The organism is Roseixanthobacter pseudopolyaromaticivorans (assembly GCF_043195145.2).
Lineage (GTDB): Bacteria > Pseudomonadota > Alphaproteobacteria > Rhizobiales > Xanthobacteraceae > NCEH01.
Genome location: NZ_CM195539.1, coordinates 3,827,903 through 3,851,282, shown reverse-complemented (window position 1 = coordinate 3,851,282; position 23,380 = coordinate 3,827,903). Strand labels below are relative to the sequence as shown.

Sequence of the window (23,380 nt, the reverse complement as noted above, 5' to 3'; positions counted from 1 at the left end):
TGAAATGCGCGTCACCCTAAGGGATCTCCAGATGACGAAATGGGTCTACTCCTTCGGCGATGGTAAGGCCGAGGGGAAAGCCGAGATGCGGAACCTCCTTGGCGGCAAGGGTGCGAACCTTGCCGAGATGGCCAATCTGGGCCTGCCCGTCCCTCCCGGCTTCACCATTCCGACCGAGGTCTGCACTTATTATTACGCGCATGGCGAGACCTATCCCCCGGAGCTGAAGGCCGACGTGGATGCCGCCCTGGACCATGTGGGCGCGCTTACCGGCCGCAAGTTCGGCGATCCCGAGAACCCGCTGCTTGTCTCCGTGCGCTCCGGCGCCCGCGCCTCCATGCCCGGCATGATGGACACGGTGCTGAACCTCGGCCTCAACGATCAGACCGTGGAAGCCGTCGCCAAGTCCTCCGGCGACCGGCGCTTCGCGTATGACAGCTACCGCCGCTTCATCACCATGTATTCCGACGTGGTGCTGGGCGTGGATCACCACCATTTCGAAGACCTGCTGGAATCCTACAAGCTCAAGCACGGCCACACCCTCGACACCGACCTTTCGGCGGATGATTGGGCGGCGCTGGTGGTGCAGTACAAGGCCAAGGTGCAGCAGGAACTGGGAACCCCGTTCCCGCAGGATCCTCACGCGCAGCTCTGGGGTGCCATCGGCGCCGTGTTCGGCTCCTGGATGAACCAGCGCGCCATCACCTACCGCCGGCTGCACTCGATCCCCGAGGCCTGGGGCACGGCTGTGAACGTGCAGGCCATGGTGTTCGGCAACATGGGCGAGACCTCGGCCACGGGCGTCGCCTTTACCCGCAACCCCTCCACCGGCGAACATGCGCTCTATGGCGAATTCCTGGTGAATGCGCAGGGCGAGGACGTGGTGGCCGGCATCCGCACCCCGCAGGACCTGACCGAGAAGGCCCGCAAGGAAGCCGGCTCGGAAAAGCCCTCCATGGAGCTGGCGCTGCCCGAGGCGTTCAAGGAATTCGAGCGCATCTCCAAGGTGCTCGAGACCCATTACCGGGACATGCAGGACCTGGAGTTCACCGTCGAGAAGGGCAAGCTCTGGATGCTCCAGACGCGCTCCGGCAAGCGCACCGCCAAGGCGGCGCTGCGCATCGCGGTTGAACTGGCGGCCGAAGGGCTGATCACCCAGGAAGAGGCGGTCGCCCGCGTCGATCCCGCCTCCCTCGACCAGCTGCTGCACCCGGCCATCGACCCGAAGGCCGAGCGCAAGGTGGTGGCGAGCGGCCTGCCGGCCTCGCCCGGCGCCGCCGCCGGCGCCATCGTGTTCTCCGCCGACGAGGCGGAAGCCATGAAGGAACAGGGCCGCAAGGTCATCCTGGTCCGCGTGGAAACCTCGCCGGAAGACATCCACGGCATGCATGCCGCCGAAGGCATTCTCACCTCGCGCGGCGGCATGACCTCGCACGCGGCGGTGGTCGCGCGCGGCATGGGCAAGCCCTGCGTCTCCGGCGCCGGCTCGCTGCGCATCGATTACGCTGCGCAGACGCTCACCGTCTCCGGCCAGACCTTCAAGAAGGGCGACATCCTCACCATCGACGGCTCCACCGGCCAGGTGCTGGCGGGTCAGGTGGCGATGCTCCAGCCGGAACTGTCCGGCGAGTTCGCGACCCTGATGGGCTGGGCCGACAAGGTGCGCCGCCTGAAGATCCGCGCCAATGCTGAAACCCCGGCCGACGCCCGCATGGCGCGCTCGTTCGGCGCGGAAGGCATCGGCCTGTCGCGCACCGAGCATATGTTCTTCGATGCCGGCCGCATTCTCGCCGTGCGCGAGATGATCCTTGCCGACGACGAGGCCGGCCGCCGCTCGGCGCTGGCCAAGCTGCTGCCCATGCAGCGGGCCGATTTCGTCGAGCTGTTCGAGATCATGAAGGGCCTGCCCGTCACGATCCGCCTGCTCGACCCGCCGCTGCACGAGTTCCTGCCCCACACCGACGAGGAAGTGGCGGAAGTCGCCAAGAGCCTCAATGTGGATGTGGAGCGCATCCAGCGCCGCCAGAAGGAGCTGCATGAGGTCAACCCCATGCTCGGCTTCCGCGGCTGCCGCATTGCCATCGCCTTCCCGGAAATCGCGGAAATGCAGGCGCGCGCGATCTTCGAGGCGGCGGTGATCGCCGCCAAGACCACCGGCGAAGCCGTGGTGCCGGAAGTCATGGTGCCGTTGATCGCCACCAAGGCCGAGTTCGACATTGTCAATGCCGTGATCCAGAAGACCGCCAAGGCGGTGGAGGAAGAGACCGGCGCGACCCTCACCTTCCAGGTGGGCACCATGATCGAGCTGCCGCGCGCCGCGCTGCGCGCCGAGGAGATCGCCGAGACGGCGGAATTTTTCTCCTTCGGCACCAACGATCTGACCCAGACCTGCTACGGCGTCTCGCGCGACGACGCGGGCACCTTCCTTGGGCCCTATGTGCAGAAGGGCATCATCGAGGTGGACCCCTTCGTCTCCATCGACGTGGAGGGCGTGGGCGAATTGGTGAAGATCGGCGTCGAGCGTGGCCGCAAGTCGCGTCCGAACATCAAGCTCGGCATCTGCGGCGAGCATGGCGGCGATCCGGCCTCGGTTGCGTTCTGCGACGAGGTGGGCCTCGACTATGTGTCGTGCTCGCCGTTCCGCGTCCCCATCGCCCGCCTCGCGGCGGCGCAGGCGGCGCTGGGCAAGAAGGCCGCCAGCCAGGCGTGACCGGCCACACGGCATGAGGTTCGGGAAAGGCGGGCATCGGCCCGCCTTTTCTCTTTGCCGGCGTGCATCCAAGCGGCGCGCAAACCCGGCGGCTGCAATCGACCGGCGCCGGTTACCGTCGCGTCCGGGCGGGGCCCTCAGGCGGCTTCTCGCGCTTCAGGGTGAGGATGCCGTTGGCAAGCTTCACCTCCACGTCCTTCTCCTCCAGGCCGGGCAGCTCGGCGGTCTGCTTCTCGAAAGAGACGCGGATGGCCACGCTGAGCCATCCGCAAGTTCTCCCGGCGGGGACGGTGCCAGCCGGAGACATCGCGCACGGTTCAGTGAAACCGCACCTTCGCCGGGGGGAACGAAGCGTGGCGTTCGAGGCCACGGCCGAGGCCAAGGCGGTCCGAATTCACCGGACCTGCGACAGTTCGAGAGAAACATCGCTGGTATGTGCCGGCTTTGATTGGCATCAAGGAAGCGCGAGTATTCTGGGCGTTCTATTGTCACAGGTTGCATGACGCGGCCGGGGCAGTGGTGCGGTCTAGTAATGGCCGGGGCGCATGCCCATCTCCTTGGAAGGAGACAGGCTATGATATCCACAATGGTGATGATGACGTTGTTTTTGGTCCCCGCCGCCATGACCCTCGCCACGCTGTGGCGGATGGCGGAGCCGGCTCGGGTTCCGGTTCGGGTGCGGGCGCATCGCCGCCCATACTGATCCCGCATTGGACGCGACCGCTTCCTGCGCCCGGCATGCCCGCCGAAGAGGAGGACTAAGCGGATGGAGCACGTACATATTCCCTGGAAGGGCTGGGTCCTCGTCTGCGACGGCGGAAAGGCGCTGCTGTTCCGCAATGATGGCGACGCCGAGCTGCTCAACCTGAGCGCCGTCGATGTCCTCTCTCAGCCGGACGCGCCGGCGCGCGATCTCGGCACCGACCGGCCGGGGCGGGTGTATCAAGCCCATGGCGCCGCGCGCAGTGCGGTGGAAGACGTGGATCGCCATGCGCAGGCCGAGGCGGATTTTCTCGCCGCGCTCGCCGCCAATCTCGGCAGAGTGGTGCGGGAGAACGAGGTGAGCAGCCTCGTCCTCGTCGCGCCGCCGCGCGCGCTGGGGATTTTGCGCAAGCACCTTCCACCGGCTGTTACGGCTGTTCTCAAGGCCGAAGTGGCCAAGGACCTGGTCGGGATGACCACGCCCGAGATCGAGCGGCACCTCGCCGCCTGATCGTCGGGCGCTGCGGGCCTCAGCCCAAGATATCCCGCACCATGGGAATGACCTTCGTGCCGTACAGCTCGATGCAGCGCATGAGCCGGTCGTGGGGAATGGGGCCTGCGGAATATTTCAGATCGAACCGGTCGAGGCCAAGCGCTTTCGCCGTTGAGGCGATCTTGCGGGCGACGGTCTCAGGGCTGCCCACATAAAGCGAGCCATGCTCGATCTCGTGCTCAAACTCGTCCCGCCCCATGGGCGACCAGCCGCGCTCCGCCCCGATGCGGTCGCGCATTTCCTTATAGTCCGAGAACAATTCCTCGCGCGCCTGTTCGTCCGTGTCGGCCACATAGCCGGGGGAATGGGCGCCGATGGGCAGCGTCGGCTTGCCGAGCTGGCCGAGCGCGCGATGGAAGAGGTCCACATAGGGCCGGAACCGCTTGGGATCACCGCCGATGATGGCGAGCATGAGCGGCAGGCCGTAGCGCGCGGCCCGCACCACCGATTCCGGCGTGCCGCCGACCCCGATCCAGGTCTTCAGCGTGCCGTGCTCGATCGGCGGGAATACCGCTTGATCCTTCAGCGCGGTGCGGTGCGTGCCCTGCCAGGTGACCGGCTGGTTCGACAGCAGCGCCGCGAACAGGTCCAGCTTCTCCGAGAACAGGGTCTCGTATTGGTTCATGGGAAAGCCGAACAGCGGGAAGCTCTCGGTGAACGAGCCGCGCCCCAGGATCACCTCGGCGCGCCCGTTGGATACGGCATCGAGGGTGGAGAAGCGCTGGAACACGCGGATCGGATCGTCGGAGGAGAGCACGGTGACCGCCGAGCCGAGGTGGATGCGGGAGGTCTGGCCGGCGACCGCGGCCAGCACCACGTCCGGCGCGGAAATGGCGAAATCGCCGCGGTGATGTTCGCCGAGGCCGATGAAATCCACGCCGACGCTGTCCGCCAGCACCGCCTGGGCGACAACTTCGCGGAGCACTTGGGCATGGGGCGTCAGGGTGCCGTCGGGGGCGCGGGTCACGTCGCCGAACGTGTCTAGGCCGAGTTCAAGATGGGGCACGGGAGAAAGCTCCGATAAGACTTTGCAGCTTCATATCAGAGTTCGCGCGCGGCCTGCCTTGCCCCGGTGCAAGGTGCATTTGCACCCCTGCACCGCTCCCCGTGCGCGGCGGGGCGGGGCACACCCGCCGCGACGATGCAGGCTAGCGCTCAGGAGCTGAGTTCGCTCCGCATCTGCGCGAACGCCTCGCGCAGATGGTCGACCATGGGCCGTTGTCCGCCGGACGCGCTCCAGGCCTCAGCCGCGAGGCGCAGCGCGCCGATGCTCACCATGGCGACCATGCGCAGGGCACCGGCGCGTGCGGGATCCGGCCAGCGGGCCATCAGCGCCGCATGGAGCGCGCGTTCCTGGCGCTCGTATTTCCCTTGCTTGCGCGCGCGCAGCGCCTCGGTGGAGCGCAGCAGCCTGTCGATCGCGAGGGCCTGATCGCTCTCATAGCGGGCGATCACCGCCTCCAGCGCGAGGCGAACGGTTTCAAGCGGGGTCTCCGCCTCCGGCTGGGCGGCGAAGGCGGCGAGGAACAGGTCGTCGATGCCCGCCTCCCACGCCAGGAGGATGGCTTCCTTGCTGTCGAAATAATGAAAGAAGGTGCGGCGCGAGATGCCGGCGGCATCGGCAATGGCGTCGAGCGTGGTGGCCTCGAAGCCCTGCGCCACGAACAGGCGGAGCCCCGCCTCCGCGATGCGGGCGAGGGTTTCACGGCGTTTGCGCGCGCGCAGGCCCCCAGCGGGCGTGCCTGCAGCGGCTTTGCCCTCGGGAGAAGACACAGGGGCCGGAACACGCGGCACGGCGGGAAGCGGATCGCTCATTCCTTGCTCATCGCACATCGGGCGGCGCGCCTCATCTGATAAATTTACCCTCTTTGCAAATATGCACTCAGTGCATATTATTCGGGTATCGAACCAACAGCGAGCGCTTCATCGTGTCAGAGTGGTCAATCAAGGATATCCCGCCTCAGGCGGGCCGCATCGCGGTCGTCACCGGGACCGGCGGGCTCGGTTATGAGACGGCGCTCGCGCTGGCGGCCAAGGGGGGCGAGGTGGTCCTCGCGGGCCGCAACGCGCAGAAGGGCGCGGCGTCGGTGGGGCGGATCCAGGCGGCCGTGCCCGGAGCTGCGATCCGCTTTGAGATGATGGATCTTGCCAGCCTCGCCTCGATCGCCGCCTTCGGCGCGGGGATGATCGCCGCCGGCCGGCCGCTCGACCTCCTGGTGAACAATGCCGCCGTCATGTCGCCGCCCGACCGGCGGGAAACGGCGGACGGCTTTGAACTGCAGTTCGGCACCAATTATCTCGGCCATTTCGCCTTGACCGCGCACCTGCTGCCGCTGCTGCGTCAGGCGCCGGCGCCGCGGGTGGTCAATCTCTCCAGCCTCGCCCATCGCGGCGGGCAGATCGATTTCGCCGACCTGCAGGGCGCGCATCCCTACAAGCCGTGGAAGGCCTATTCCCAGTCCAAGCTCGCCATGCTGATGTTCGCGCTGGAGCTGCAGCGCCGCAGCGATGCCGGTGGCTGGGGCCTCATGAGCAACGCCGCGCATCCCGGCTACGCCCGCACCGATCTCATTCCCAACGGCCCCGGCACGGATCGTTTCCTGTGGCAGATCAACCGGATTCTCCAGCCTTTCGTCAGCCATTCCGCAGCGGCCGGTGCCCTGCCGACCCTGTTCGCGGCGACCGCGCCCGAGGCGAAAGGCGCCGCCTATTACGGACCGGACGGGTTCTATGAGCTGAAAGGCCCGCCGAAACCCGCCAGGATCATGCCCCAGGCGGAAGACCAGGTGGTCGCGCGGCACCTATGGCAGGTCTCGCAGGATCTGACGGGCGTCCGCTTCCCGGACTGAGGTCCGGCCGGCGGGAAGCGGGCAGGGCGAACCCTGCCTGCCTTCAATGGGCCGCTGCCGAGGCGCCGCCGGCCCCGCCCTTGCCGGTGAGCAGCACCGCCGCCGCCGCGATCAGCAGCATTACGCCGATGATGGCGAAGGTGTCGCTATAGCTCATCACCAGCGCCTGCCGCTTCACCAGGTTGCCGAGATAGATGATCGCCTGGTGATGCGCCGTCTCCATGTCCGGGATGCCGTGCTGCATGAAGTAATTCTGCATCACCGCAATTCGGTCGCGCACCACGCCGCCGAACTCCGTCACCGACTGGCCGATGACGTTGGAATGGAACTGCTCGCGCTTCGTGACGATGGTCGCCAGCGCCGCCGTGCCCACCGCGCCGCCGAGATTGCGCAGCATGTTGAAGATGCCCGACGCAGCCGCGCTGTCCGCCCGCGCGATGTTGCGCATGGCGATGCCGCTGAGGGGCGCGAGGATCACGGCCTGGCCGATGGCGCGCACGATATTGGGCCAGAACAGCTGGTCGCCGCCGTAATTGACGCTCATGTGGGTGTTCATGAAGCAGCTGATGGCGAAAATGGTCAGCCCGCCGAACACCACATAGCGGGCATCCACCCGCTTCAGCAGCATCGGCACCAGCGGGATCAGGATCAATTGCGGCAGGCCCACCCAGGCCATCACCGAGCCGATCTGCTCGGAATTATAGCCCTGCACCTGCCCGAGATATTGCGGCAGGATGAACACCGAGCCGTAGAGCGCAAATCCCACCATGACGTTGGCGACGGTGCCGAGCGCGAAATTGCGGTCCGCCAGCACGCGCAAATTCACCGCCGGCTTCTTCACGTTGAACTCGATGATGAGGAACAGGGCGAGGAACACCACCGCGATCAAGGCGGTGCGGGTGATGAAGGGCGAGCCGAACCAGTCGTTCTTGTTGCCCTCCTCCAGCACGGTCTGCAGCGCCGCGAGGCCGATGGCCATGGTGCCGATGCCGAACCAGTCGCCTTCTTTCAGAAGCGCGAGGTTCATGGGCTCGCGGTCCAGCGTCAGGGCAAGCGCGGTCAGCATGAAAGCGCCGGGCACGAGGTTGATGAAGAAGATGTACTCCCACCCGTAATTCTCGGTGAGATAGCCGCCGATGGTCGGGCCGATGGCGGGCGCGAACGTGGCAGTGAGCGCGAACATGGCCATGCCCACCGGCTGCTGGGTCTTCGGCAGCTTGGTGAGGGTGTAGGTGAAGGCCATGGGGATCATGACGCCGCCGCAGAAGCCCTGGAAGCCGCGCAGAACGATCATCTGGCTCAAATTCTGCGCGAATGCGCAGGCCACCGAGAAAGCCAGGAACAGCGCGGCGTTCGTCATCAGGAACAGGCGGAAGGAGAACACCCGGCTGAGATAGTCGGTGAGCGGGATGACGATGATCTCGCCGATCAGATAGGCGGTGGAGATCCAGGCGCCATTGTCCGCGCCGGTGCCGATGCCGCCCTCGATATTGGCGAGGGAGGAATTGGTGATCTGGATGTTCAGCACCGCCATGAAGGCGCCGAGCATGGTTCCCATCACCGCGATCCAGACGCGGGCGGAAGCTTTGTCCTGCATCGCGGCAGGGGCGGAGGGTGCGGCCTGGGACATGATGTGTCGTCCAGTGGCGCGGCGGGCGCGCCTCGGTTCGGCGGCGCCTTTTGCGGCGCCAAGGTTGGGACGCGCGCCTGTTCGCGCGCGGAAATCAGGCGCCTCAGGAGGCGTCGGCGGTCGCCTGCGGCACCGGCTTCACCGTCACCGTAGGCACCACCGACATGCCGGGGCGCAGCCGGCCGGCCAGCGGGCCCTGCGGATCGATGGTGATTTTCACCGGAATGCGTTGGACGATCTTGGTGAAATTGCCGGTGGCATTGTCCGGCGGCAGAAGCGCGAACACCTGCCCGCTGGCGGGTGCGACGCTATCCACGCGGCCCGTCACTTCCGCGCCGGGGAACGTGTCCACCTCGATGGAGACCTTCTGGCCCTTGCGCACGTCGGTGAGCTGGGTTTCCTTGAAATTGGCAATGATATAAGCGCCTTGCAGGGGCACGAGCGCCATCAGCTGGGTGCCGGCCTGGACGAACTGGCCGACCCGCAGGCTGCGGTTACCCACCACGCCGTCCTCGGGCGCGACGATCTGGGTATAGCTCAGGTTCAGCTGCGCCTGCTGGAGCAGAGCCTGGTTGTGGGCGAGCGTCGCCTTGGCCTTGTCCAGCTGGGCATTGAGCGTGTTCACCTGCTTCTGGGCGGCGACCAGGGAGGCCTCGTCCTTCTGCACCGTGGCCTTGGCAGCGGCGATCTTGGCGGTCGCCTGCTGGGCATTCTGCAAGCTGCCGAAGCCGCTCTTGGCCAAGGTGTTGTAGCGGGTGCTGTCCTGCTCGGCGAAGGTCTCGTTGGCCTTGTCGGTATCGAGCGTGGCGCGCGCGCCGTCGATCACCGCATTCTGCTGGTCCAGCAGGGCCTCGATATTGGCGATGTCGGCCTTGGCGCCGGAAACGTCGGCCTGCGCTTGGTCGAGCGCCACCTGATAGTCCCGGTCGTCGATGCGGGCGAGCACCTGCCCCTTGTGCACGGTCTCGTTGTCGCCCACCAGGACGGCGCCGATATAGCCGCCGACCTTGGGCGCCACGGTCACCACGTCCGCCTGCACATAGGCGTCGTCCGTGGATTCCTGGAACCGCCCGACGGTCCAATAGTGCCAGCCAAAATAACCGCCGCCCGCCAGAACGGCGAGAAGGGCGACGCCCGCCAGCAGGCGCTTGCGGGACCGGCGCGGCGGGGCCGTGCCGGTGTCGGGATCGTCATCGACGCTCGTCCTTTTTGCCTGCGCGGCAAGCTCGGGAAGAGCTTCGGCTTGCGGAACCGGGCGCTCGGCCTTCAGCTCCGACATGGGGGTCTGGCGGGTCATTTTGATTTGCTCCTCACCGCGCGAGCCTCGTTTGGGTGGCGCGGTGGTGTAACGCTTTACGAAACGAATTCGTTTCCTATATATGCCCAAAGTAATCTGGGCTTCAAGTCGCGAGGAGCTGAATCTTTGTCGAAAGCCACTGCCGCGCGATCCGGGGGTGTCGGACCGGATCGTGTCGCGCCTTCGCCAGCGGGCTGCCCAGACGAGGGCGCGGCCTGCAGCCGTCCCCGGGGCCGCCCCCAGGTGCGGCCGGATGCGGAAACCGCCCGCCTGGTGCTCCGTGCCGCGGAACACTCCTTCGCCGAGCGCGGCTATGCCGACACCACCATCGATGAGGTGGCCAAGGCGGCCGGGGTCGCCAAGAAGACCGTGTATCGTCTGTTCGGCGGAAAGGCCGACCTGCTGGGCGGCATCATCCGCGCGCGCGCCGATACCTTCACCATGAGCATTGAGGGTGAGACCGACGATATCCCCATCGCCCAGGCCCTGTTCGAGATCCTGGAGGAGTTCACCCGCCTGGTGCTCTCGCCCGAGGCGATCGCACAGAACCGGCTGAGCATGGCGGAGGCGCAGCGCTTTCCCGAGGTCGCTGCCGCATTCTACGAACATGGCCGCCTTCACACCACCAAGGCGCTGGCGGAATGGCTGGCGCACCAGTGCGACCGCGGCTTGATCGCCCTCGACGATCCGTTCACCGCCGCCAGCATCCTCCTCAGCATGGCGGCCGACGAACCGCTGCGCCGCACCAGCCTCGGCATTGCAGCGCCGGTGTTCGACGCCAAGAGCCGCAAGCGCATCGCCACATGCGTTTCGCTGTTCCTCGACGGGTGCCGAAAGCCGGGTTGAAGCCATGCCCCCAGGGGCTCGCCCCGACCCACGTGGTGTCGACGCCGGCCTGCATCGCCTTGTTCATGCAAGCGTTTCGCGACCAGTGCCGCCCGGCGGCCGGACCCGGACCAGCGCCGCAGGCCCGATGGGCAGCCGCCCTATTCCTGGCGCTTGGGCGGCGGGCGGCGCGCGGCTGTGGAAGGCGCTTCACGCAACCTTTGAGCCGTCTCAAAATCATTCCGTGGTTCGGTGGATATGGTATGTCAGGGAAGAAACAAATCTTGGACCTGACGCCAAATGTCCACGCTGCTCATCACGCACCCCGCCGGCCTCGACCATGTCACGCCTCCCGGGCACCCTGAACGCGTGGACCGCCTGAAAGTCCTGGACCGCATCTTCGAGCAGGAAAAATTCTCCACCTTGCTGCGCGAACTCGCGCCGCGCGGCGAGCGGGAGGACATCATCCGCGTCCATCCCGAGGATTTCGTGGACGGCCTCGCCGCCGCTTCGCCCGAGAGCGGGCTGGTGCGCATCGATTCCGACACCGTGATGGCGCCGGGCAGCTGGGAAGCGGTGCTGCGCGCCGTCGGCGGGGCCTGCTATGCGGTGGACGAAGTGATGGACCGCAAGGTGGATAACGCCTTCGTCGCCATGCGCCCGCCCGGCCACCATTGCGAGACGCGCCGGCCCATGGGCTTCTGCCTGCTGAACCAGGTGGCCATCGCCGCCCGCCATGCCCAGGCCAAATACGGCTTGAAGCGCGTCGCCATCGTCGATTTCGACGTGCACCACGGCAATGGCTCGCAGGAGATCTTCTGGGGCGACGACAGCGTGATGTATTGCTCCACCCACGAGATGCCGCTTTATCCCGGCTCCGGCGCGGTGAGCGAGACCGGAGCCGCCAACACCATCGTCAACGCGCCGCTGCGCTCCGGCGACGACGGGGTGAAGTTCAAGGAAGCCATGGAGACGCGCATCCTGCCGCGGCTCAACAATTTCGCCCCCGAGCTGATCCTGATCTCCGCCGGCTTCGACGCCCACGTGCGCGACCCTTTGGCCTCGCTGCGCCTGGTCGACACCGATTTCGCCTGGATCACCAAGCGCCTGATGGAGATCGCCGACAAGCGCGCCGGCGGCCGCCTGGTTTCGGTGCTGGAGGGCGGCTACGATCTGGAAGGCCTCGCCACCTCCGCCGCCGCCCACGTCACGGCGCTGATGCACGGTTGAGGGGAGCGGCGCAATACGGCGCGCCGCCGGGATTCACCGCCGCTCGCCGCTCGGCAGATAGGGCTGGAGCACGTGCGCGAGCTTTGAGGGTGTGAGCGATTGCAGCCACACCTTTCCCGGCCCCGTCAGCTCGGCCAGGAACAGCCCGTCGCCGCCAAACAGCATGTTGCGCACGCCGCGGATGGTGGTGATCTCGAAGCCAACCCCTTCCTCGAACATGCCCACATGGCCGGGATGGACCAGCAATTGCTGGCCCGCTTCCAGCGTGTAGGCGACGATCTCCCCGCCCAGCTCCACGAATGCCGCGCCCGTCCCGGTGAGGCGTTGCAGGATGAATCCGTCGCCGCCGAAGATGCCGGCGCCGAGCGATTGTTGGAACCCCATGGCGAGTTCCAGCCCCTGCGCGCCCGCAAGGAAGCCGTGGCGATGGATGAGGAAGCCGCGCCCCGGCGCCACATGGATCTCGACGATATTGCCCGGAACGGTGGCGGCGAACGCCACCAGCGCGTCCCCGCCCTGGGCGGTGAACTCGGTCATGAACAGGCCGCCGCCCGAGATCGCCCGCCCGATGGCCCCGAACAGGCCCGACGCCCCGCCGCTCGCGGTGGTGGTGTGCAGGGCGACGTTGGAGGTCATCCAGGACAAGCGATCGGTTTCGGCGATCAGGGTTTCGCCTGCGGAAAGGGTGACCTGGAGAACGGGAAGGGTCGAGCCGGTGATTTCCGTCCGCATTTGCTTGCTCCAAAGCCTTGATCGTGCTCGCAGGAAGAGGCAAGTCTGCGTTCGAGGCAAGCGCTGCCGTGGGGAAAATCGTCTTCTTCCGGTCGGCTCCGCGCTCGTGCCCGCGGACCGGCCGGGGTAGCCTCGGAGCGTGCGAGGGAGCTTCGCCGATGCGGTTCCGCCAGTCTGTTTCGCCAACGCCCGTGCCGCGCCCCCGCGAAAGGCGCAACCTGCGCCTGCTCGCTTTTCTGGCAGCCCTGGCGATGCCGGCCGGGGCGCATGCCGCCGACGCGCCCGACCTTGCCGCCTACAAGACCGCGACCTTCCTGCCCTATCTCGACGCGCCGCTTGCCGGCGCACCGATGACACGGCCGCCGTCCCTCGGCCTCTCGTTCGGCGGGCGGACGGTGCGGGCGGTGATGGATACCGGGTCCACCGGCGTCGTGGTAGCGGCGCGGGCCATTCCCAACCTCGCCAGCCTGCCCAGCCTCGGGCCGGGGCAGCTGACCTATACCAGCTCGGGCCGCATCATGAGCGGCACCTGGGTCGTGACGCCGGTCCAGATCAGCGGAACGCAGGGCGCCCAAGTGACGACCCGTCCCATCGCAGTGCTCGCGGTGACGCGCGTGGAATGCCTCAAGCACGCCCGCAAGTGCCAGCCGCGCCAGAATCCGGGCGGCATCGCCATGCTGGGCGTCGGCTTTGCACGGCAGGGCGATCATCAGGCGCAGAGCGCGCCGGACCGCAACCCGTTTCTCACCGTCGAGGACATGGGGGACGCCGCAAAGCCCGGCGCGGTGCGGCGCGGCTATGTGGTGACCAAGCGCGGCGTGCAGGTGGGGCTGACGGGGGAGGCGGCCGCCGGCTTCACCTTCACCAAGCTTGCCCGCAGCACGGCATTCGCCGATTGGGCGGCGGCGCCCGCCTGCCTGTCGCTGAACGGGCGCATGCCGCAGGCGTGCGGCACGGCGCTGGTGGATACCGGCGTTTCCGTCATGTACGTCACCTTGCCGCCGGCCCAGCAGCAGGGGCAGGTGACGCGCGACGCGCGGGGAAAGCCGGGCCTGCCCGCCGGCGCCACGCTTTCGGTTAAGCTCGGCACCGACGGCGCCGGCGCGGCCTACAGCTTCACGGTGGGCGACGTTGAGAACCCGCTGGCGCCGCTCGGCGTGGTGCTGGTGCAGCGGGGCGAGCGCACATTCGTTAACACCAGCCTGCGCTTCCTCAACGGCTTCGATTATCTGTACGACGCCGACGGCGGCTATGTGGGCTACCGGCCGCGGCAAGCCCGGTAAGGGTGTCGCTTCAGGCGGGGTCGCCCGGTGCCGCGCCGCGCTGATCGAACGCGGCCTGGGCGCTGGCGATCTCGTCCATATGGGCGGTCGCCCAGCGGGCGAGCGGCGCGAGGGTTTCCGCCAGCGACGCGCCGAGCGGGGTGATGGCATATTCCACCGTCACCGGCACGGTGGCGAAGGCGCTGCGGGTGACGAGGCCGTCGCGCTCCAGGCTCTTCAGGGTCTGCGAGAGCACTTTCTGCGAGAGTCCTTCCACCTGCCGGCGCAAGGCGTTGAAGCGGGTCGGCCGCGCGGCGACGATGCTGAGGATGAGCACCGTCCACTTGTCGGCGATGCGGTCGAGGATGCGGCGCGTGGGGCAGTCGGCTTGAAACGGATTTCCCTCGACATGGTCGTGCAGCATGGTCCCTCGCGCTGGGTTTCACCGGGGAAACCTGATGACCCCCAAGTGCCTTCTTTCGCCTTGGATGCATTTAGCGCATCTAGTTTCCATTGGATACCCGGTTTGGCCGGGCAATGGAGACTCGAAGATGAAAATCGCTCTGGTGGGCGCCTCGGGCGCCGTGGGTTCGCGCATCCTTCACGAACTGGCCGCGCGGGGCCATCAGGTCACGGCCATCGCGCGGGACCCTTCCCGCATTCCCGCCGCCCCGGGCGTGACCGCCATCGCGGGCGATGCGCGCCGCCCCGAGGCCCTGGCGCCGCTGCTGGCGGGGCACGATGCGGTGGTGAGCTCGATCCATTTCACCGATGTCGATGCGGGCGCCCTGATCGCGGCCGTGAAGGCCGCGGGCGTGCGACGCTATCTCGTGGTGGGTGGCGCCGGCAGCCTGGAGGTCGCGCCGGGCGTCGCCCTCTATGACATTCCGGAATTCCCAGCGATCTATCTAGCCGAAGCCAAGGCCGGCGGCGCCTTCCTGGACCTGTTGAAGGGCGAGGATGCGCTGGAGTGGACCTTCCTCTCCCCCTCGGCGGAATTCGTGCCCGGTGAGCGTACCGGTGTCTTCCGCCTGGGGACGGATACGCTTTTGACGTCGGCCTCCGGCCGCAGCTTCATCAGCTATGAGGATTTTGCGGTGGCGCTGGTGGATGAGATCGAGCATCCGCGCCACGTGCGGGCGCGCTTTACGATCGGGTATTGAGCGGCGCGGAGCGCTTGCGTCACTCTTCTCAGCCCCCTTCGGTTGTTCCCCCTCCCCATTCCCGCTCCCTCCGCGAGGGGCAGACGGGGAGCGCGCACCCGTTCGGGACAAAGAAAAAGGGCGCGGCTTGCGCCACGCCCTTCTCCCTTAAACTTGGTCGGCTGGACGTCCTCAGAAGTCCATGCCGCCCGGAAGCCGGCACTGCCGGCTTCCCACCTCAAGGTTTTGGTCGGCTGGACTTCCTCAGAAGTCCATGCCGCCCATGCCACCCATGCCGCCGCCGGGCATGGCGGGCATGCCGCTGTCCTTCTTGGGCAGCTCGGCGATGAGGGCTTCGGTGGTGACGATCAGGGCGGCGATGGAGGCCGCGTCCTGCAGGGCGGTGCGCACGACCTTCGCGGGATCAACGATACCGGCCTGGATCATGTCCACATATTCTTCCGACTGGGCATTGAAGCCGAAGTTGGCGTCGTTGGACTCCAGCACCTTGCCGACCACGATCGAGCCTTCCACGCCGGAATTCTCGGCGATCTGGCGGATCGGGGCTTCAAGCGCGCGCAGCACGATCTTGATGCCGGCGGTGATGTCGGAATTGTCGGAGGTCAGCGCCTCGACGGCCTTCTTGGCGCGCAGGAGGGCGATGCCGCCGCCCGGCACGATGCCTTCTTCCACCGCAGCGCGGGTGGCGTTCAGGGCGTCGTCGACGCGGTCCTTCTTCTCCTTCACTTCCACTTCCGTGGAGCCGCCGACGCGGATGACCGCGACGCCGCCCGCCAGCTTGGCCAGACGCTCCTGGAGCTTCTCGCGGTCGTAGTCCGAGGAGGTTTCCTCGATCTGCGCCTTGATCTGGTTCACGCGGGCTTCGATATCGGCCTTCTCGCCGATGCCGTCCACGATCGTGGTCTTTTCCTTCTCGAGGATGACCTTCTTGGCGCGGCCGAGCTGGGCCAGCGTCACGTTCTCAAGCTTGATGCCGAGGTCTTCCGAGATCACCTGGCCGCCGGTGAGGATGGCGATATCCTCCAGCATGGCCTTGCGGCGATCGCCGAAGCCGGGGGCCTTCACGGCCGCGACCTTGAGGCCGCCGCGCAGCTTGTTCACCACCAGGGTGGCGAGCGCCTCGCCTTCCACGTCCTCGGCCACGATCACCAGCGGCTTGCCGGACTGAACGACGGCTTCGAGCACGGGCAGGATCGGCTGCAGACCGGAGAGCTTCTTCTCGAAGATCAGGATGTAGGGATCTTCCAGGTCGGCGATCATCTTCTCCGCATTGGTGACGAAATAGGGAGAGAGATAGCCGCGGTCGAACTGCATGCCTTCGACGACTTCGAGCTCGGTCTCGGCGGTCTTGGCTTCCTCGACCGTGATGACGCCTTCATTGCCGACGCGCTGCATGGCGCCGGCGATCATCTCGCCGATGGACGAGTCGCCATTGGCGGAAATGGTGCCGACCTGCGCGACTTCGGCGGAGGACGACACCTTCTTGGCGCGGCCCTTGATGTCGGCGATGGCGGCGGCGACGGCGAGGTCGATGCCGCGCTTCAGATCCATCGGGTTCATGCCGGCGGCGACCGACTTGGCGCCTTCCTTCACGATCGCCTGGGCGAGCACGGTGGCGGTGGTGGTGCCGTCGCCGGCCAGGTCATTGGTCTTGGAGGCGACTTCGCGCACCAGCTGGGCGCCGAGGTTCTCGAACTTGTCTTCCAGTTCGATTTCCTTGGCGACGGTCACGCCGTCCTTGGTGATGCGGGGCGCGCCGAAGCTCTTCTCGATCACGACGTTCCGACCCTTGGGGCCGAGCGTCACCTTCACTGCATTGGCGAGGATATCAACGCCGCGCAGCATCTTCTCGCGGGCATCGCCGGAAAATTTTACGTCTTTGGCAGCCATGTGCCGTCTCCTGAATAGCTAATCTTGTGGAAGCGAAAGGGCGAACCTTCAGGCGATGACGCCGAGGATGTCGCTTTCCTTCATGATGAGCAGGTCCTGGCCGTCCACCTTCACTTCGGTGCCGGACCATTTGCCGAACAGAACGCGGTCGCCCGCCTTCACGTCCAGCGCGACGACCTTGCCGCTTTCGTCACGGGCGCCGGGGCCCACGGCCACGACTTCGCCCTCCTGGGGCTTTTCCTTGGCGGTATCGGGGATGATGATTCCGCCGGCGGTCTTCTGCTCGGCTTCAATGCGCTTCACGACCACGCGGTCATGCAAAGGGCGGAAGGACATGGGCATGATCCTCTTGGTATTGGAGCGAGCCGGGGGCTCGCGGTCTTTGGCACTCGCGCGATGGGAGTGCCAATCCCGGCCGGAGATAAGGAGCCGCCGCCCGCGCGTCAAGGCAGGCAGACTTACCAATGTGTAAGAGATCGCCGCATAAAGTGACTCAAACAGCGTGTCGGGGCGGCGCGAACGCGAATTTGTGTGTTGGACCAAGCATCGACGCCGCGACGAACAGGCTTTATGGTTGCGTCTCGCCCCGTTTCCCCGACGGGCGCGGTGCCGCATGCGGGTTGCCGTATTCGAGTAAGCTCTCGCCTCGGAGTGTGTGAATGTCTCAGTCCGCAGTTCGGTCCGTCGCCGGGGATGCCTGCGACACCGGCCCTGTTCGCCGTTCCAGCATCTCTTTCTATCGCCTCGGGATGGTCGCGGCCGTCATCGGAGGCCTGGGTCTTGGCGCCTGCGCGACCGGCCCGAGCGAACCGCCCCCCCCGGCGGCGCCGCAATATACCAGCCCTATTCCCGCCGCCAGCCTGGTGGGCCGCTACGGCCTCGCCGCGTTCCACCGCCCGGAGGACGCCGCCCGCACCGAGACCCAGGCGCGCGCGCAATGCAGCAATCCCTATGTCATCACCGCCGGCCCCAATGGCGGCGTGATGATGTATCTGGCCGACGACAACAAGCTCACCGAGCTGGTGTCCAAGGCCGCCGGCGGCCCCACCTTCATCGGACCGCCCGAGGACCCCGCCGGTGGCGAGCGCGACCGCCAGGTCCTGCGCTGGGACGGCCAGGTGCTGGTGCTCAAATGGGTGGACCCGGAAATCTCCAAGCGCTACGGAACCATGGTCTACGTGCGCTGCAGCTGAGCGGGCATGTCCGGGTGGCGGCGTTGGCCGCTGCCCGTCATATGAGCTATTGAACTGTCGCGCCGCGCCGCGGCGACCGGCACTTCCGGGGCGAGCGTGCGGCGCCCCAGAGGGCCAGATGGATCGTTCCGAAAAGCTGCTCCACGGCATCGACAAGAGCATGCGCGTGCTTGAGATCGGGCCGTTGTTCCGCCCCATATGCAGCCGGGCCGAGGGGTGGAACGCCTATTCCATCGATCACGCCAGCGAAGACGAGTTGCGGCAGAAATACCGCAACCATGTGGACGTGGATGTCTCGCGCATCGAGCGCGTCGACTTCGTCTGGCGGGGCGGGCCGATGGTGGATGCCGTTCCCAAGGTCTATCACGGGGCGTTCGATGCCTGCATCGCCAGCCACGTCATCGAACACATTCCCGATCCGATCGCGTTCCTGCGTTCCCTCGCGGCCCTGCTGAAGCCGGGCGCGGTGGTTGCGCTCGCGGTGCCCGATAAACGCTGGTGCTTCGATTTCTTCCGTCCGCTCAGCACCACGGCGGGCTGGCTGGAGGCCAATCGGCTCGGGCTCACCAAGCACAGCCGCGCCACCCGGTTCGAGTACGAGACCTCGGTGATCAATAGCGACGGGCGGGTGGCCTGGGGCCCCGGGCCGCTGGGCACGCCGAGCTTCTCGGGATGCCCGATCTGGCAATCCTATAATGTGTTCCGGCCGCAGAGCGACCTCGAGAACGAGGATTATGTGGACTGCCACGCCTGGTGCTTCACGCCCAGCAGCTTCGTGCTGATCATCGAGGAACTGCACGCCCTTGGCGCGCTCGACTTCCGCATCAAGCACACCTTCCCCACCGTAGGGCACGAGTTTTTCGTCATTCTGGAACAGAGCCAGGAGCGCGAAACCGATGTCGCCCGCATGCAGAAGAGACGCATGCGCCTCATGATGGCGACGGCGCGGGAATTGCGGGAGCAATTGGAGATGCTGCCGGTTCACCTTGACCTGGATTAGAGCTCTTCTGACCTTCCTGCGTGCGGGCCGTGAAAAGCGCGGCGAAATCTTGCAATACGGCGGATGCCCGCTTCCCTCGGCGGAAAACCCGCTTTAGATGGGTCCGGACTCCGCACAGCCTCAGGCGCCGCGGCCCCCTTCTTCGCGCCGCGCTCGGAACGGGCCGCCCGCGCCAGCACCTTGAGTGACACGATGGAACGCGCCGCGACCACCTATGATCCCCTGACTCCCGTGCCCCCCCACCGGCGGGTGTTCTCCGGCTCGGATGCCTTCGCCCTCTGGTTCAGCCTCGGCATCGGCCTGCTGGTGCTCCAGGCGGGTGCGCTGCTGGTCCCGGCGCTCAGCCTCGGCACGGCCTTTGTCGCGATCGTCGCCGGCACCGTGCTCGGGGTGGTCTTGCTCTCCGCGGTGGGGGTGATCGGCGCCGATTCCGGGCTCTCGGCCATGGCGAGCCTGCGGCCCACGCTCGGCTTGCGCGGTGCCATCCTGCCGACGCTCATCAATATGGTGCAATTGGTGGGCTGGGGCGCATTCGAGATCATCATCATGGGCGAGGCGGCGGAAGCCTTGTCCAAGCAGGCCTTCGGCTTCTCGCTGCCGGGCGTGTGGACGCTGCTGTTCGGCGTGCTCGCCACGACCATCGCGGTGATGGGGCCGGTGTCCTTCGTGCGGCGCTTCCTGCGCGCCTGGGGGCTGTACCTGCTGCTGGGCGCGGCGGTGTGGCTCACCTGGCGGCTCATGGCCAATTACGATCTCGCCGCGCTTTTCGCCAAGCCGGGCACCGGCGAGATGAGCTTCGGCGGCGCCATCGACCTCGTGGTGGCCATGCCGCTGTCCTGGCTGCCGCTGATTTCCGATTATACCCGCTTCGGCAAGTCCTCCGGCAGCGTCTTCCGGGGCAGCGCGCTCGGCTATCTGGTCGCCAATATCTGGTTCTACGGGCTCGGCGCGGCCTATGCCCTCGCGTCGGGCGGGGAGGGCACCATCGTGGTGGCGCTCGCCACCGCCGGCGGCGGCTTCGCGCTGCTCCTGATCCTGCTGGACGAGACCGACAACGCGTTTGCCGACATCCATTCCGCGGCGGTCTCCACCGGCACCTTGGTGCCGCTCGCGGTGCCGCATCTCGCGCTCGGCTTCGGCGCGCTGTGCACGCTGATCGCGCTGCTGGTGCCGCTCGCGCAGTATGAAGGGTTCCTGCTGCTGATCGGCTCGGTGTTCGCGCCGCTGTTCGGGGTGGTGCTGGCGGACCATTTCATCGTGCGCAAGCGCCGCATCGAGGCCGAGGAGATCACCCGCGTGCGCGGCGCCTATTGGTTCTCCGGCGGCTGGAACATCGCCGGCATCCTGGCCTGGGGCATCGGCATCGTCACCTTCCATGCGGTGACCGCCCTGCTGCCAGACCTCGGCGCGACTCTGCCCTCGCTGGTGACGGCGGGCGTGCTGTTCGTGCTTGCCCGCCGCCTGATGCCCTGATCGCGGGGGTAAACCCCCGCCGCTTTCGCCTCAGACTACGGTGCCGAAGAGGGCGCCGATGCCGGCGGTGGCGGCCATGGCGATGGCGCCCCAGAAGGTGACGCGGGCCGTGGCGCGCATCACTTCGGCGCCGCCGGCCTTCGCCGCGATGGCGCCCAGCACGGCAAGAAACACCAGCGAAGCGCCCGCCACCACGGGCACCTGAAGCGTGGACGGTGTCACCACCGCCATCAGCAGGGGCAGGATGGCGCCGACCGCGAACGAGGCGGCGGAGGTGAGCGCGGCCTGGATCGGCCGGGCGGTGGTGAATTCGGAAATGCCCAGTTCGTCGCGCGCATGGGCTTCAAGCGGGTCGCGCGCCATCAACTGCTCGGCCACCTGATGGGCCAGCCCCGGTTCAAGCCCGCGGCTGATATAGATGGCCGCCAGCTCGCGCCGCTCGGCGACCGGATCGGCCTTGAGTTCCGCGGTCTCGCGCGCGAGGTCGGCCTTTTCCGTGTCCGATTGGGAGCTGACCGAGACATATTCGCCCGCCGCCATGGACATGGCGCCGGCGACCAGCCCCGCCACGCCGGCGACCAGAATGTCCGAATGGGTGGCCGAGGCGGACGCGACGCCGACGATCAGGCTGGCGGTGGAGACGATGCCGTCATTGGCGCCAAGCACGGCGGCGCGCAGCCAGCCGATGCGGTCGATGAGGTGACCTTCCGTGTGCGGGCTGGCCATGAAGCACCTCGATCCTGTGGGAGTGGAAAGGGCATCAGCCGGTTCCTCCCAGGACCGTCCGAGCGCAGCCGGGGCTCTGGCGCAGGCTGGGGCGAGGGACGAATCGCCGTCTGCCCGAGATCCGTGATGCTCGGGCAGACGCGACCCGTTCCAGCAGCCCCCCGACTGCCAGCCGTCTCGACGACCCCGCGCTGGTATCAGCCGCGCATGACACCTGTGCGTCGGGTCAACGCCTTGTGTTCAAAATCTTTTCCCGCATATGTTGCGGCGCAATTGTCGCATGCTGCAGTGCGCGCGCCCGGCTGAACCTGGGGTCAGTCGTCCATCTTCAGCGCGGCGATGAAGGCTTCCTGGGGAATCTCGACGCGCCCGAACTGGCGCATCTTCTTCTTGCCTTCCTTCTGCTTGTCCAACAGCTTGCGCTTACGGGAGATGTCGCCGCCGTAGCATTTGGCGGTCACGTCCTTGCGCAGCGCCTTGATGGTCTCGCGCGCGATCACCTTGGCGCCGATGGCGGCCTGGATCGGGATGTTGAACAGATGCTGGGGGATCAGGTCCTTCAGCTTCTCGCACATGGCGCGGCCGCGATGATCGGCACGGGTGCGATGGACCAGCATGGAGAGCGCGTCCACCGGCTCGGCATTCACCAGGATCGACATCTTCACGAGGTCGCCCTCGCGATAATCGGTGATGTTGTAGTCGAACGAGGCATAGCCCTTCGAGATGGACTTCAGCCGGTCGTAGAAATCGAACACCACTTCGTTCAGCGGCAGATCGTAGGTGACCATGGCGCGCGCGCCCACATAGGTCAGTTCGATCTGGTTGCCGCGCCGGTCCTGGCAGAGCTTGAGCACGCTGCCGAGATAATCGTCCGGCGTGAGGATGGTGGCGCGGATCCAGGGCTCGCGGATTTCCTTGATCTTCACCACGTCCGGCATGTCGGCCGGGTTGTGCAGGTCGATGGTGGAGCCGTCGCTCATCTCCATCTCGTAGATGACGGAGGGGGCGGTCGCGATCAGGTCGAGGTTGAACTCGCGCTCCAGGCGTTCCTGGATGATCTCCAGGTGCAGGAGGCCCAGAAACCCGCAGCGGAAACCGAAGCCGAGCGCCGCGGAGGTCTCCATCTCGAACGAGAAGCTGGCGTCGTTGAGGCGCAGCTTGCCCATGGCGGCGCGCAGATCCTCGAAATCCGCCGCATCCACTGGAAACAGGCCGCAGAACACCACCGGCTGGGCCGGCTTGAAGCCCGGCAGGGGCTCGGCGCAGGGGCGCTTCTCATCCGTGATGGTGTCGCCGACGCGGGTTTCCGCCACTTCCTTGATGGAGCCGGTGAGGAAGCCGATCTCGCCGGGGCCGAGGCTCTCCATGGCCACCATTTTCGGGGTGAACACGCCGACGCGGTCCATGTCATAGGCGGCGCCGGTGCGCATCATCTTGATGCGCTGGCCCTTCTTCACCACGCCGTCGACCACGCGCACCAGCACCACCACTCCGAGATAGGTGTCGTACCAGCTATCCACCAGCAGCGCCTTCAGCGGCGCGTCGCGGTCGCCCACGGGCGGGGGCAGGCGGGTGACGATCGCTTCCAGCACCTGGTCGATATTGAGCCCGGTCTTGGCCGAAATGCCGATCGCCTGGGAGGCGTCGATGCCGATCACGTCCTCGATCTGCGCCTTCACCTTCTCCGGCTCGGCGGCGGGCAGATCGATCTTGTTGAGCACCGGAACGATGTCGTGATTGTTGTCGATGGCCTGATAGACGTTGGCCAGCGTCTGCGCCTCGACCCCCTGGGAGGCGTCCACCACCAGCAGCGAGCCTTCCACGGCGGCGAGCGAGCGGTTCACCTCATAAGCGAAGTCCACGTGGCCGGGGGTGTCGATTAGGTTGAGGATATAGGTTTCCCCATCCTTCGCTTTGTAGGAGAGGCGCACGGTCTGCGCCTTGATGGTGATGCCGCGCTCGCGCTCGATATCCATGTTGTCGAGCACCTGCTCGGTCATCTCGCGTTCGCTCAGGCCGCCGGTGAGCTGGATCAGGCGGTCGGCGAGCGTGGACTTTCCATGGTCGATATGGGCGACGATGGAGAAGTTGCGGATATGGGTCTGCGGCGTTGCGGTCATCCGCGCCGCATAGCACCGGCATTCG

At 66.8% G+C, this 23,380-nt stretch carries 21 protein-coding genes; 10 read left to right on the top strand and 11 right to left on the bottom strand.

Annotated features, from left to right (window positions below; genetic code table 11):
• Positions 1 to 31: 31 nt before the first annotated feature.
• Positions 32 to 2,710 (top strand): pyruvate, phosphate dikinase, encoded by a 2,679-nt coding sequence (ppdK, locus tag V5F68_RS18135; RefSeq protein ID WP_394015767.1) that lies wholly within the window; start codon positions 32 to 34, stop codon positions 2,708 to 2,710.
• Positions 2,711 to 2,822: 112 nt separating this feature from the next.
• Here ppdK and V5F68_RS18130 read toward each other — a convergent pair whose 3' ends face one another.
• Positions 2,823 to 2,966 carry an Hsp20/alpha crystallin family protein gene (locus V5F68_RS18130; protein ID WP_394015768.1) on the bottom strand — a complete coding sequence of 48 codons (144 nt, stop codon included), beginning with the start codon at positions 2,964 to 2,966 and terminating at the stop codon, positions 2,823 to 2,825.
• A gap of 510 nt (positions 2,967 to 3,476) precedes the next feature.
• Between V5F68_RS18130 and V5F68_RS18125 the strand changes: the two genes are divergently transcribed.
• A complete protein-coding gene (locus V5F68_RS18125; RefSeq protein WP_394015769.1) occupies positions 3,477 to 3,923 on the top strand; it encodes a baeRF12 domain-containing protein in 447 nt (148 codons plus the stop codon).
• 19 nt (positions 3,924 to 3,942) lie between these two features.
• Here V5F68_RS18125 and V5F68_RS18120 read toward each other — a convergent pair whose 3' ends face one another.
• Positions 3,943 to 4,971 carry an LLM class flavin-dependent oxidoreductase gene (locus V5F68_RS18120; RefSeq protein ID WP_394015770.1) on the bottom strand — a complete coding sequence of 343 codons (1,029 nt, stop codon included), beginning with the start codon at positions 4,969 to 4,971 and terminating at the stop codon, positions 3,943 to 3,945.
• Between the two features lie 149 nt (positions 4,972 to 5,120).
• Positions 5,121 to 5,780, bottom strand: a complete 660-nt coding sequence (locus V5F68_RS18115; RefSeq protein WP_394015771.1) for a TetR/AcrR family transcriptional regulator — start codon at positions 5,778 to 5,780, stop codon at positions 5,121 to 5,123.
• A gap of 113 nt (positions 5,781 to 5,893) precedes the next feature.
• Between V5F68_RS18115 and V5F68_RS18110 the strand changes: the two genes are divergently transcribed.
• A complete protein-coding gene (locus V5F68_RS18110; RefSeq protein WP_394015772.1) occupies positions 5,894 to 6,814 on the top strand; it encodes an SDR family oxidoreductase in 921 nt (306 codons plus the stop codon).
• 43 nt (positions 6,815 to 6,857) lie between these two features.
• Here the strand turns inward: V5F68_RS18110 and V5F68_RS18105 are convergent, their stop codons facing one another.
• The gene (locus V5F68_RS18105; RefSeq protein ID WP_394015773.1) at positions 6,858 to 8,444 is read right to left on the bottom strand and encodes an MDR family MFS transporter; all 1,587 of its coding nucleotides are present in this window, start codon (positions 8,442 to 8,444) and stop codon (positions 6,858 to 6,860) included.
• Between the two features lie 103 nt (positions 8,445 to 8,547).
• On the bottom strand, positions 8,548 to 9,741 hold the full coding sequence (locus tag V5F68_RS18100; RefSeq protein WP_394015774.1) for an HlyD family secretion protein: 1,194 nt from the start codon (positions 9,739 to 9,741) through the stop codon (positions 8,548 to 8,550).
• Between the two features lie 273 nt (positions 9,742 to 10,014).
• Between V5F68_RS18100 and V5F68_RS18095 the strand changes: the two genes are divergently transcribed.
• Together V5F68_RS18095 and V5F68_RS18090 are read left to right on the top strand one after the other, a co-directional pair.
• Positions 10,015 to 10,587, top strand: coding sequence for a TetR/AcrR family transcriptional regulator (locus tag V5F68_RS18095; RefSeq protein ID WP_394015775.1), 573 nt, complete (start codon positions 10,015 to 10,017; stop codon positions 10,585 to 10,587).
• Between the two features lie 279 nt (positions 10,588 to 10,866).
• The gene (locus tag V5F68_RS18090) at positions 10,867 to 11,796 is read left to right on the top strand and encodes a histone deacetylase family protein (RefSeq protein WP_348844049.1); all 930 of its coding nucleotides are present in this window, start codon (positions 10,867 to 10,869) and stop codon (positions 11,794 to 11,796) included.
• Positions 11,797 to 11,829: 33 nt separating this feature from the next.
• Here V5F68_RS18090 and V5F68_RS18085 read toward each other — a convergent pair whose 3' ends face one another.
• On the bottom strand, positions 11,830 to 12,528 hold the full coding sequence (locus V5F68_RS18085; protein WP_394015776.1) for a TIGR00266 family protein: 699 nt from the start codon (positions 12,526 to 12,528) through the stop codon (positions 11,830 to 11,832).
• A 158-nt stretch (positions 12,529 to 12,686) separates the two neighbouring features.
• Between V5F68_RS18085 and V5F68_RS18080 the strand changes: the two genes are divergently transcribed.
• On the top strand, positions 12,687 to 13,811 hold the full coding sequence (locus tag V5F68_RS18080; protein WP_394015777.1) for a hypothetical protein: 1,125 nt from the start codon (positions 12,687 to 12,689) through the stop codon (positions 13,809 to 13,811).
• Between the two features lie 10 nt (positions 13,812 to 13,821).
• On the opposite strand, the gene V5F68_RS18075 is transcribed toward V5F68_RS18080, so the two are convergent.
• Positions 13,822 to 14,214, bottom strand: a complete 393-nt coding sequence (locus V5F68_RS18075) for a winged helix-turn-helix transcriptional regulator (RefSeq protein WP_394015779.1) — start codon at positions 14,212 to 14,214, stop codon at positions 13,822 to 13,824.
• A gap of 127 nt (positions 14,215 to 14,341) precedes the next feature.
• Between V5F68_RS18075 and V5F68_RS18070 the strand changes: the two genes are divergently transcribed.
• A complete protein-coding gene (locus V5F68_RS18070; RefSeq protein ID WP_394015780.1) occupies positions 14,342 to 14,953 on the top strand; it encodes an NAD(P)-dependent oxidoreductase in 612 nt (203 codons plus the stop codon).
• Positions 14,954 to 15,196: 243 nt separating this feature from the next.
• Here the strand turns inward: V5F68_RS18070 and groL are convergent, their stop codons facing one another.
• Both groL and groES read right to left on the bottom strand, forming a co-directional pair.
• Positions 15,197 to 16,843, bottom strand: a complete 1,647-nt coding sequence (gene groL, locus V5F68_RS18065; RefSeq protein ID WP_394100459.1) for a chaperonin GroEL — start codon at positions 16,841 to 16,843, stop codon at positions 15,197 to 15,199.
• A gap of 48 nt (positions 16,844 to 16,891) precedes the next feature.
• Positions 16,892 to 17,179, bottom strand: a complete 288-nt coding sequence (groES, locus tag V5F68_RS18060) for a co-chaperone GroES (protein WP_348844055.1) — start codon at positions 17,177 to 17,179, stop codon at positions 16,892 to 16,894.
• A 323-nt stretch (positions 17,180 to 17,502) separates the two neighbouring features.
• Here groES and V5F68_RS18055 point away from each other — a divergent pair, with 323 nt between their 5' ends.
• From V5F68_RS18055 to cytX, 3 genes are all read left to right on the top strand, one after another.
• On the top strand, positions 17,503 to 18,036 hold the full coding sequence (locus V5F68_RS18055; protein WP_394014377.1) for a hypothetical protein: 534 nt from the start codon (positions 17,503 to 17,505) through the stop codon (positions 18,034 to 18,036).
• 118 nt (positions 18,037 to 18,154) lie between these two features.
• On the top strand, positions 18,155 to 19,036 hold the full coding sequence (locus V5F68_RS18050; protein ID WP_394014376.1) for a class I SAM-dependent methyltransferase: 882 nt from the start codon (positions 18,155 to 18,157) through the stop codon (positions 19,034 to 19,036).
• A gap of 192 nt (positions 19,037 to 19,228) precedes the next feature.
• Complete coding sequence (cytX, locus tag V5F68_RS18045; protein ID WP_394014375.1) at positions 19,229 to 20,509, top strand: putative hydroxymethylpyrimidine transporter CytX; 1,281 nt, start codon at positions 19,229 to 19,231, stop codon at positions 20,507 to 20,509.
• Positions 20,510 to 20,539: 30 nt separating this feature from the next.
• Here cytX and V5F68_RS18040 read toward each other — a convergent pair whose 3' ends face one another.
• Both V5F68_RS18040 and lepA read right to left on the bottom strand, forming a co-directional pair.
• Entirely contained in the window at positions 20,540 to 21,235 is a 696-nt protein-coding gene (locus V5F68_RS18040; protein WP_394014374.1) for a VIT1/CCC1 transporter family protein, read from the bottom strand.
• Positions 21,236 to 21,549: 314 nt separating this feature from the next.
• Positions 21,550 to 23,355, bottom strand: coding sequence for a translation elongation factor 4 (lepA, locus tag V5F68_RS18035; RefSeq protein WP_394014373.1), 1,806 nt, complete (start codon positions 23,353 to 23,355; stop codon positions 21,550 to 21,552).
• Positions 23,356 to 23,380 lie beyond the last annotated feature (25 nt).

Coding starts and splice junctions, on each gene's coding strand:
- V5F68_RS18115 (WP_394015771.1), bottom strand. CDS start 5,780: ATGAGCGATCCGCTTCCCGCCGTGCCGCGTGTTCCGGCCCCTGTGTCT.
- V5F68_RS18080 (WP_394015777.1), top strand. CDS start 12,687: ATGCGGTTCCGCCAGTCTGTTTCGCCAACGCCCGTGCCGCGCCCCCGC.
- V5F68_RS18125 (WP_394015769.1), top strand. CDS start 3,477: ATGGAGCACGTACATATTCCCTGGAAGGGCTGGGTCCTCGTCTGCGAC.
- V5F68_RS18105 (WP_394015773.1), bottom strand. CDS start 8,444: ATGTCCCAGGCCGCACCCTCCGCCCCTGCCGCGATGCAGGACAAAGCT.
- V5F68_RS18055 (WP_394014377.1), top strand. CDS start 17,503: ATGTCTCAGTCCGCAGTTCGGTCCGTCGCCGGGGATGCCTGCGACACC.
- lepA (WP_394014373.1), bottom strand. CDS start 23,355: ATGACCGCAACGCCGCAGACCCATATCCGCAACTTCTCCATCGTCGCC.
- groL (WP_394100459.1), bottom strand. CDS start 16,843: ATGGCTGCCAAAGACGTAAAATTTTCCGGCGATGCCCGCGAGAAGATG.
- V5F68_RS18040 (WP_394014374.1), bottom strand. CDS start 21,235: ATGGCCAGCCCGCACACGGAAGGTCACCTCATCGACCGCATCGGCTGG.
- groES (WP_348844055.1), bottom strand. CDS start 17,179: ATGTCCTTCCGCCCTTTGCATGACCGCGTGGTCGTGAAGCGCATTGAA.
- ppdK (WP_394015767.1), top strand. CDS start 32: ATGACGAAATGGGTCTACTCCTTCGGCGATGGTAAGGCCGAGGGGAAA.
- V5F68_RS18070 (WP_394015780.1), top strand. CDS start 14,342: ATGAAAATCGCTCTGGTGGGCGCCTCGGGCGCCGTGGGTTCGCGCATC.
- V5F68_RS18100 (WP_394015774.1), bottom strand. CDS start 9,741: ATGACCCGCCAGACCCCCATGTCGGAGCTGAAGGCCGAGCGCCCGGTT.
- cytX (WP_394014375.1), top strand. CDS start 19,229: ATGGAACGCGCCGCGACCACCTATGATCCCCTGACTCCCGTGCCCCCC.
- V5F68_RS18075 (WP_394015779.1), bottom strand. CDS start 14,214: ATGCTGCACGACCATGTCGAGGGAAATCCGTTTCAAGCCGACTGCCCC.
- V5F68_RS18090 (WP_348844049.1), top strand. CDS start 10,867: ATGTCCACGCTGCTCATCACGCACCCCGCCGGCCTCGACCATGTCACG.
- V5F68_RS18085 (WP_394015776.1), bottom strand. CDS start 12,528: ATGCGGACGGAAATCACCGGCTCGACCCTTCCCGTTCTCCAGGTCACC.
- V5F68_RS18050 (WP_394014376.1), top strand. CDS start 18,155: ATGGATCGTTCCGAAAAGCTGCTCCACGGCATCGACAAGAGCATGCGC.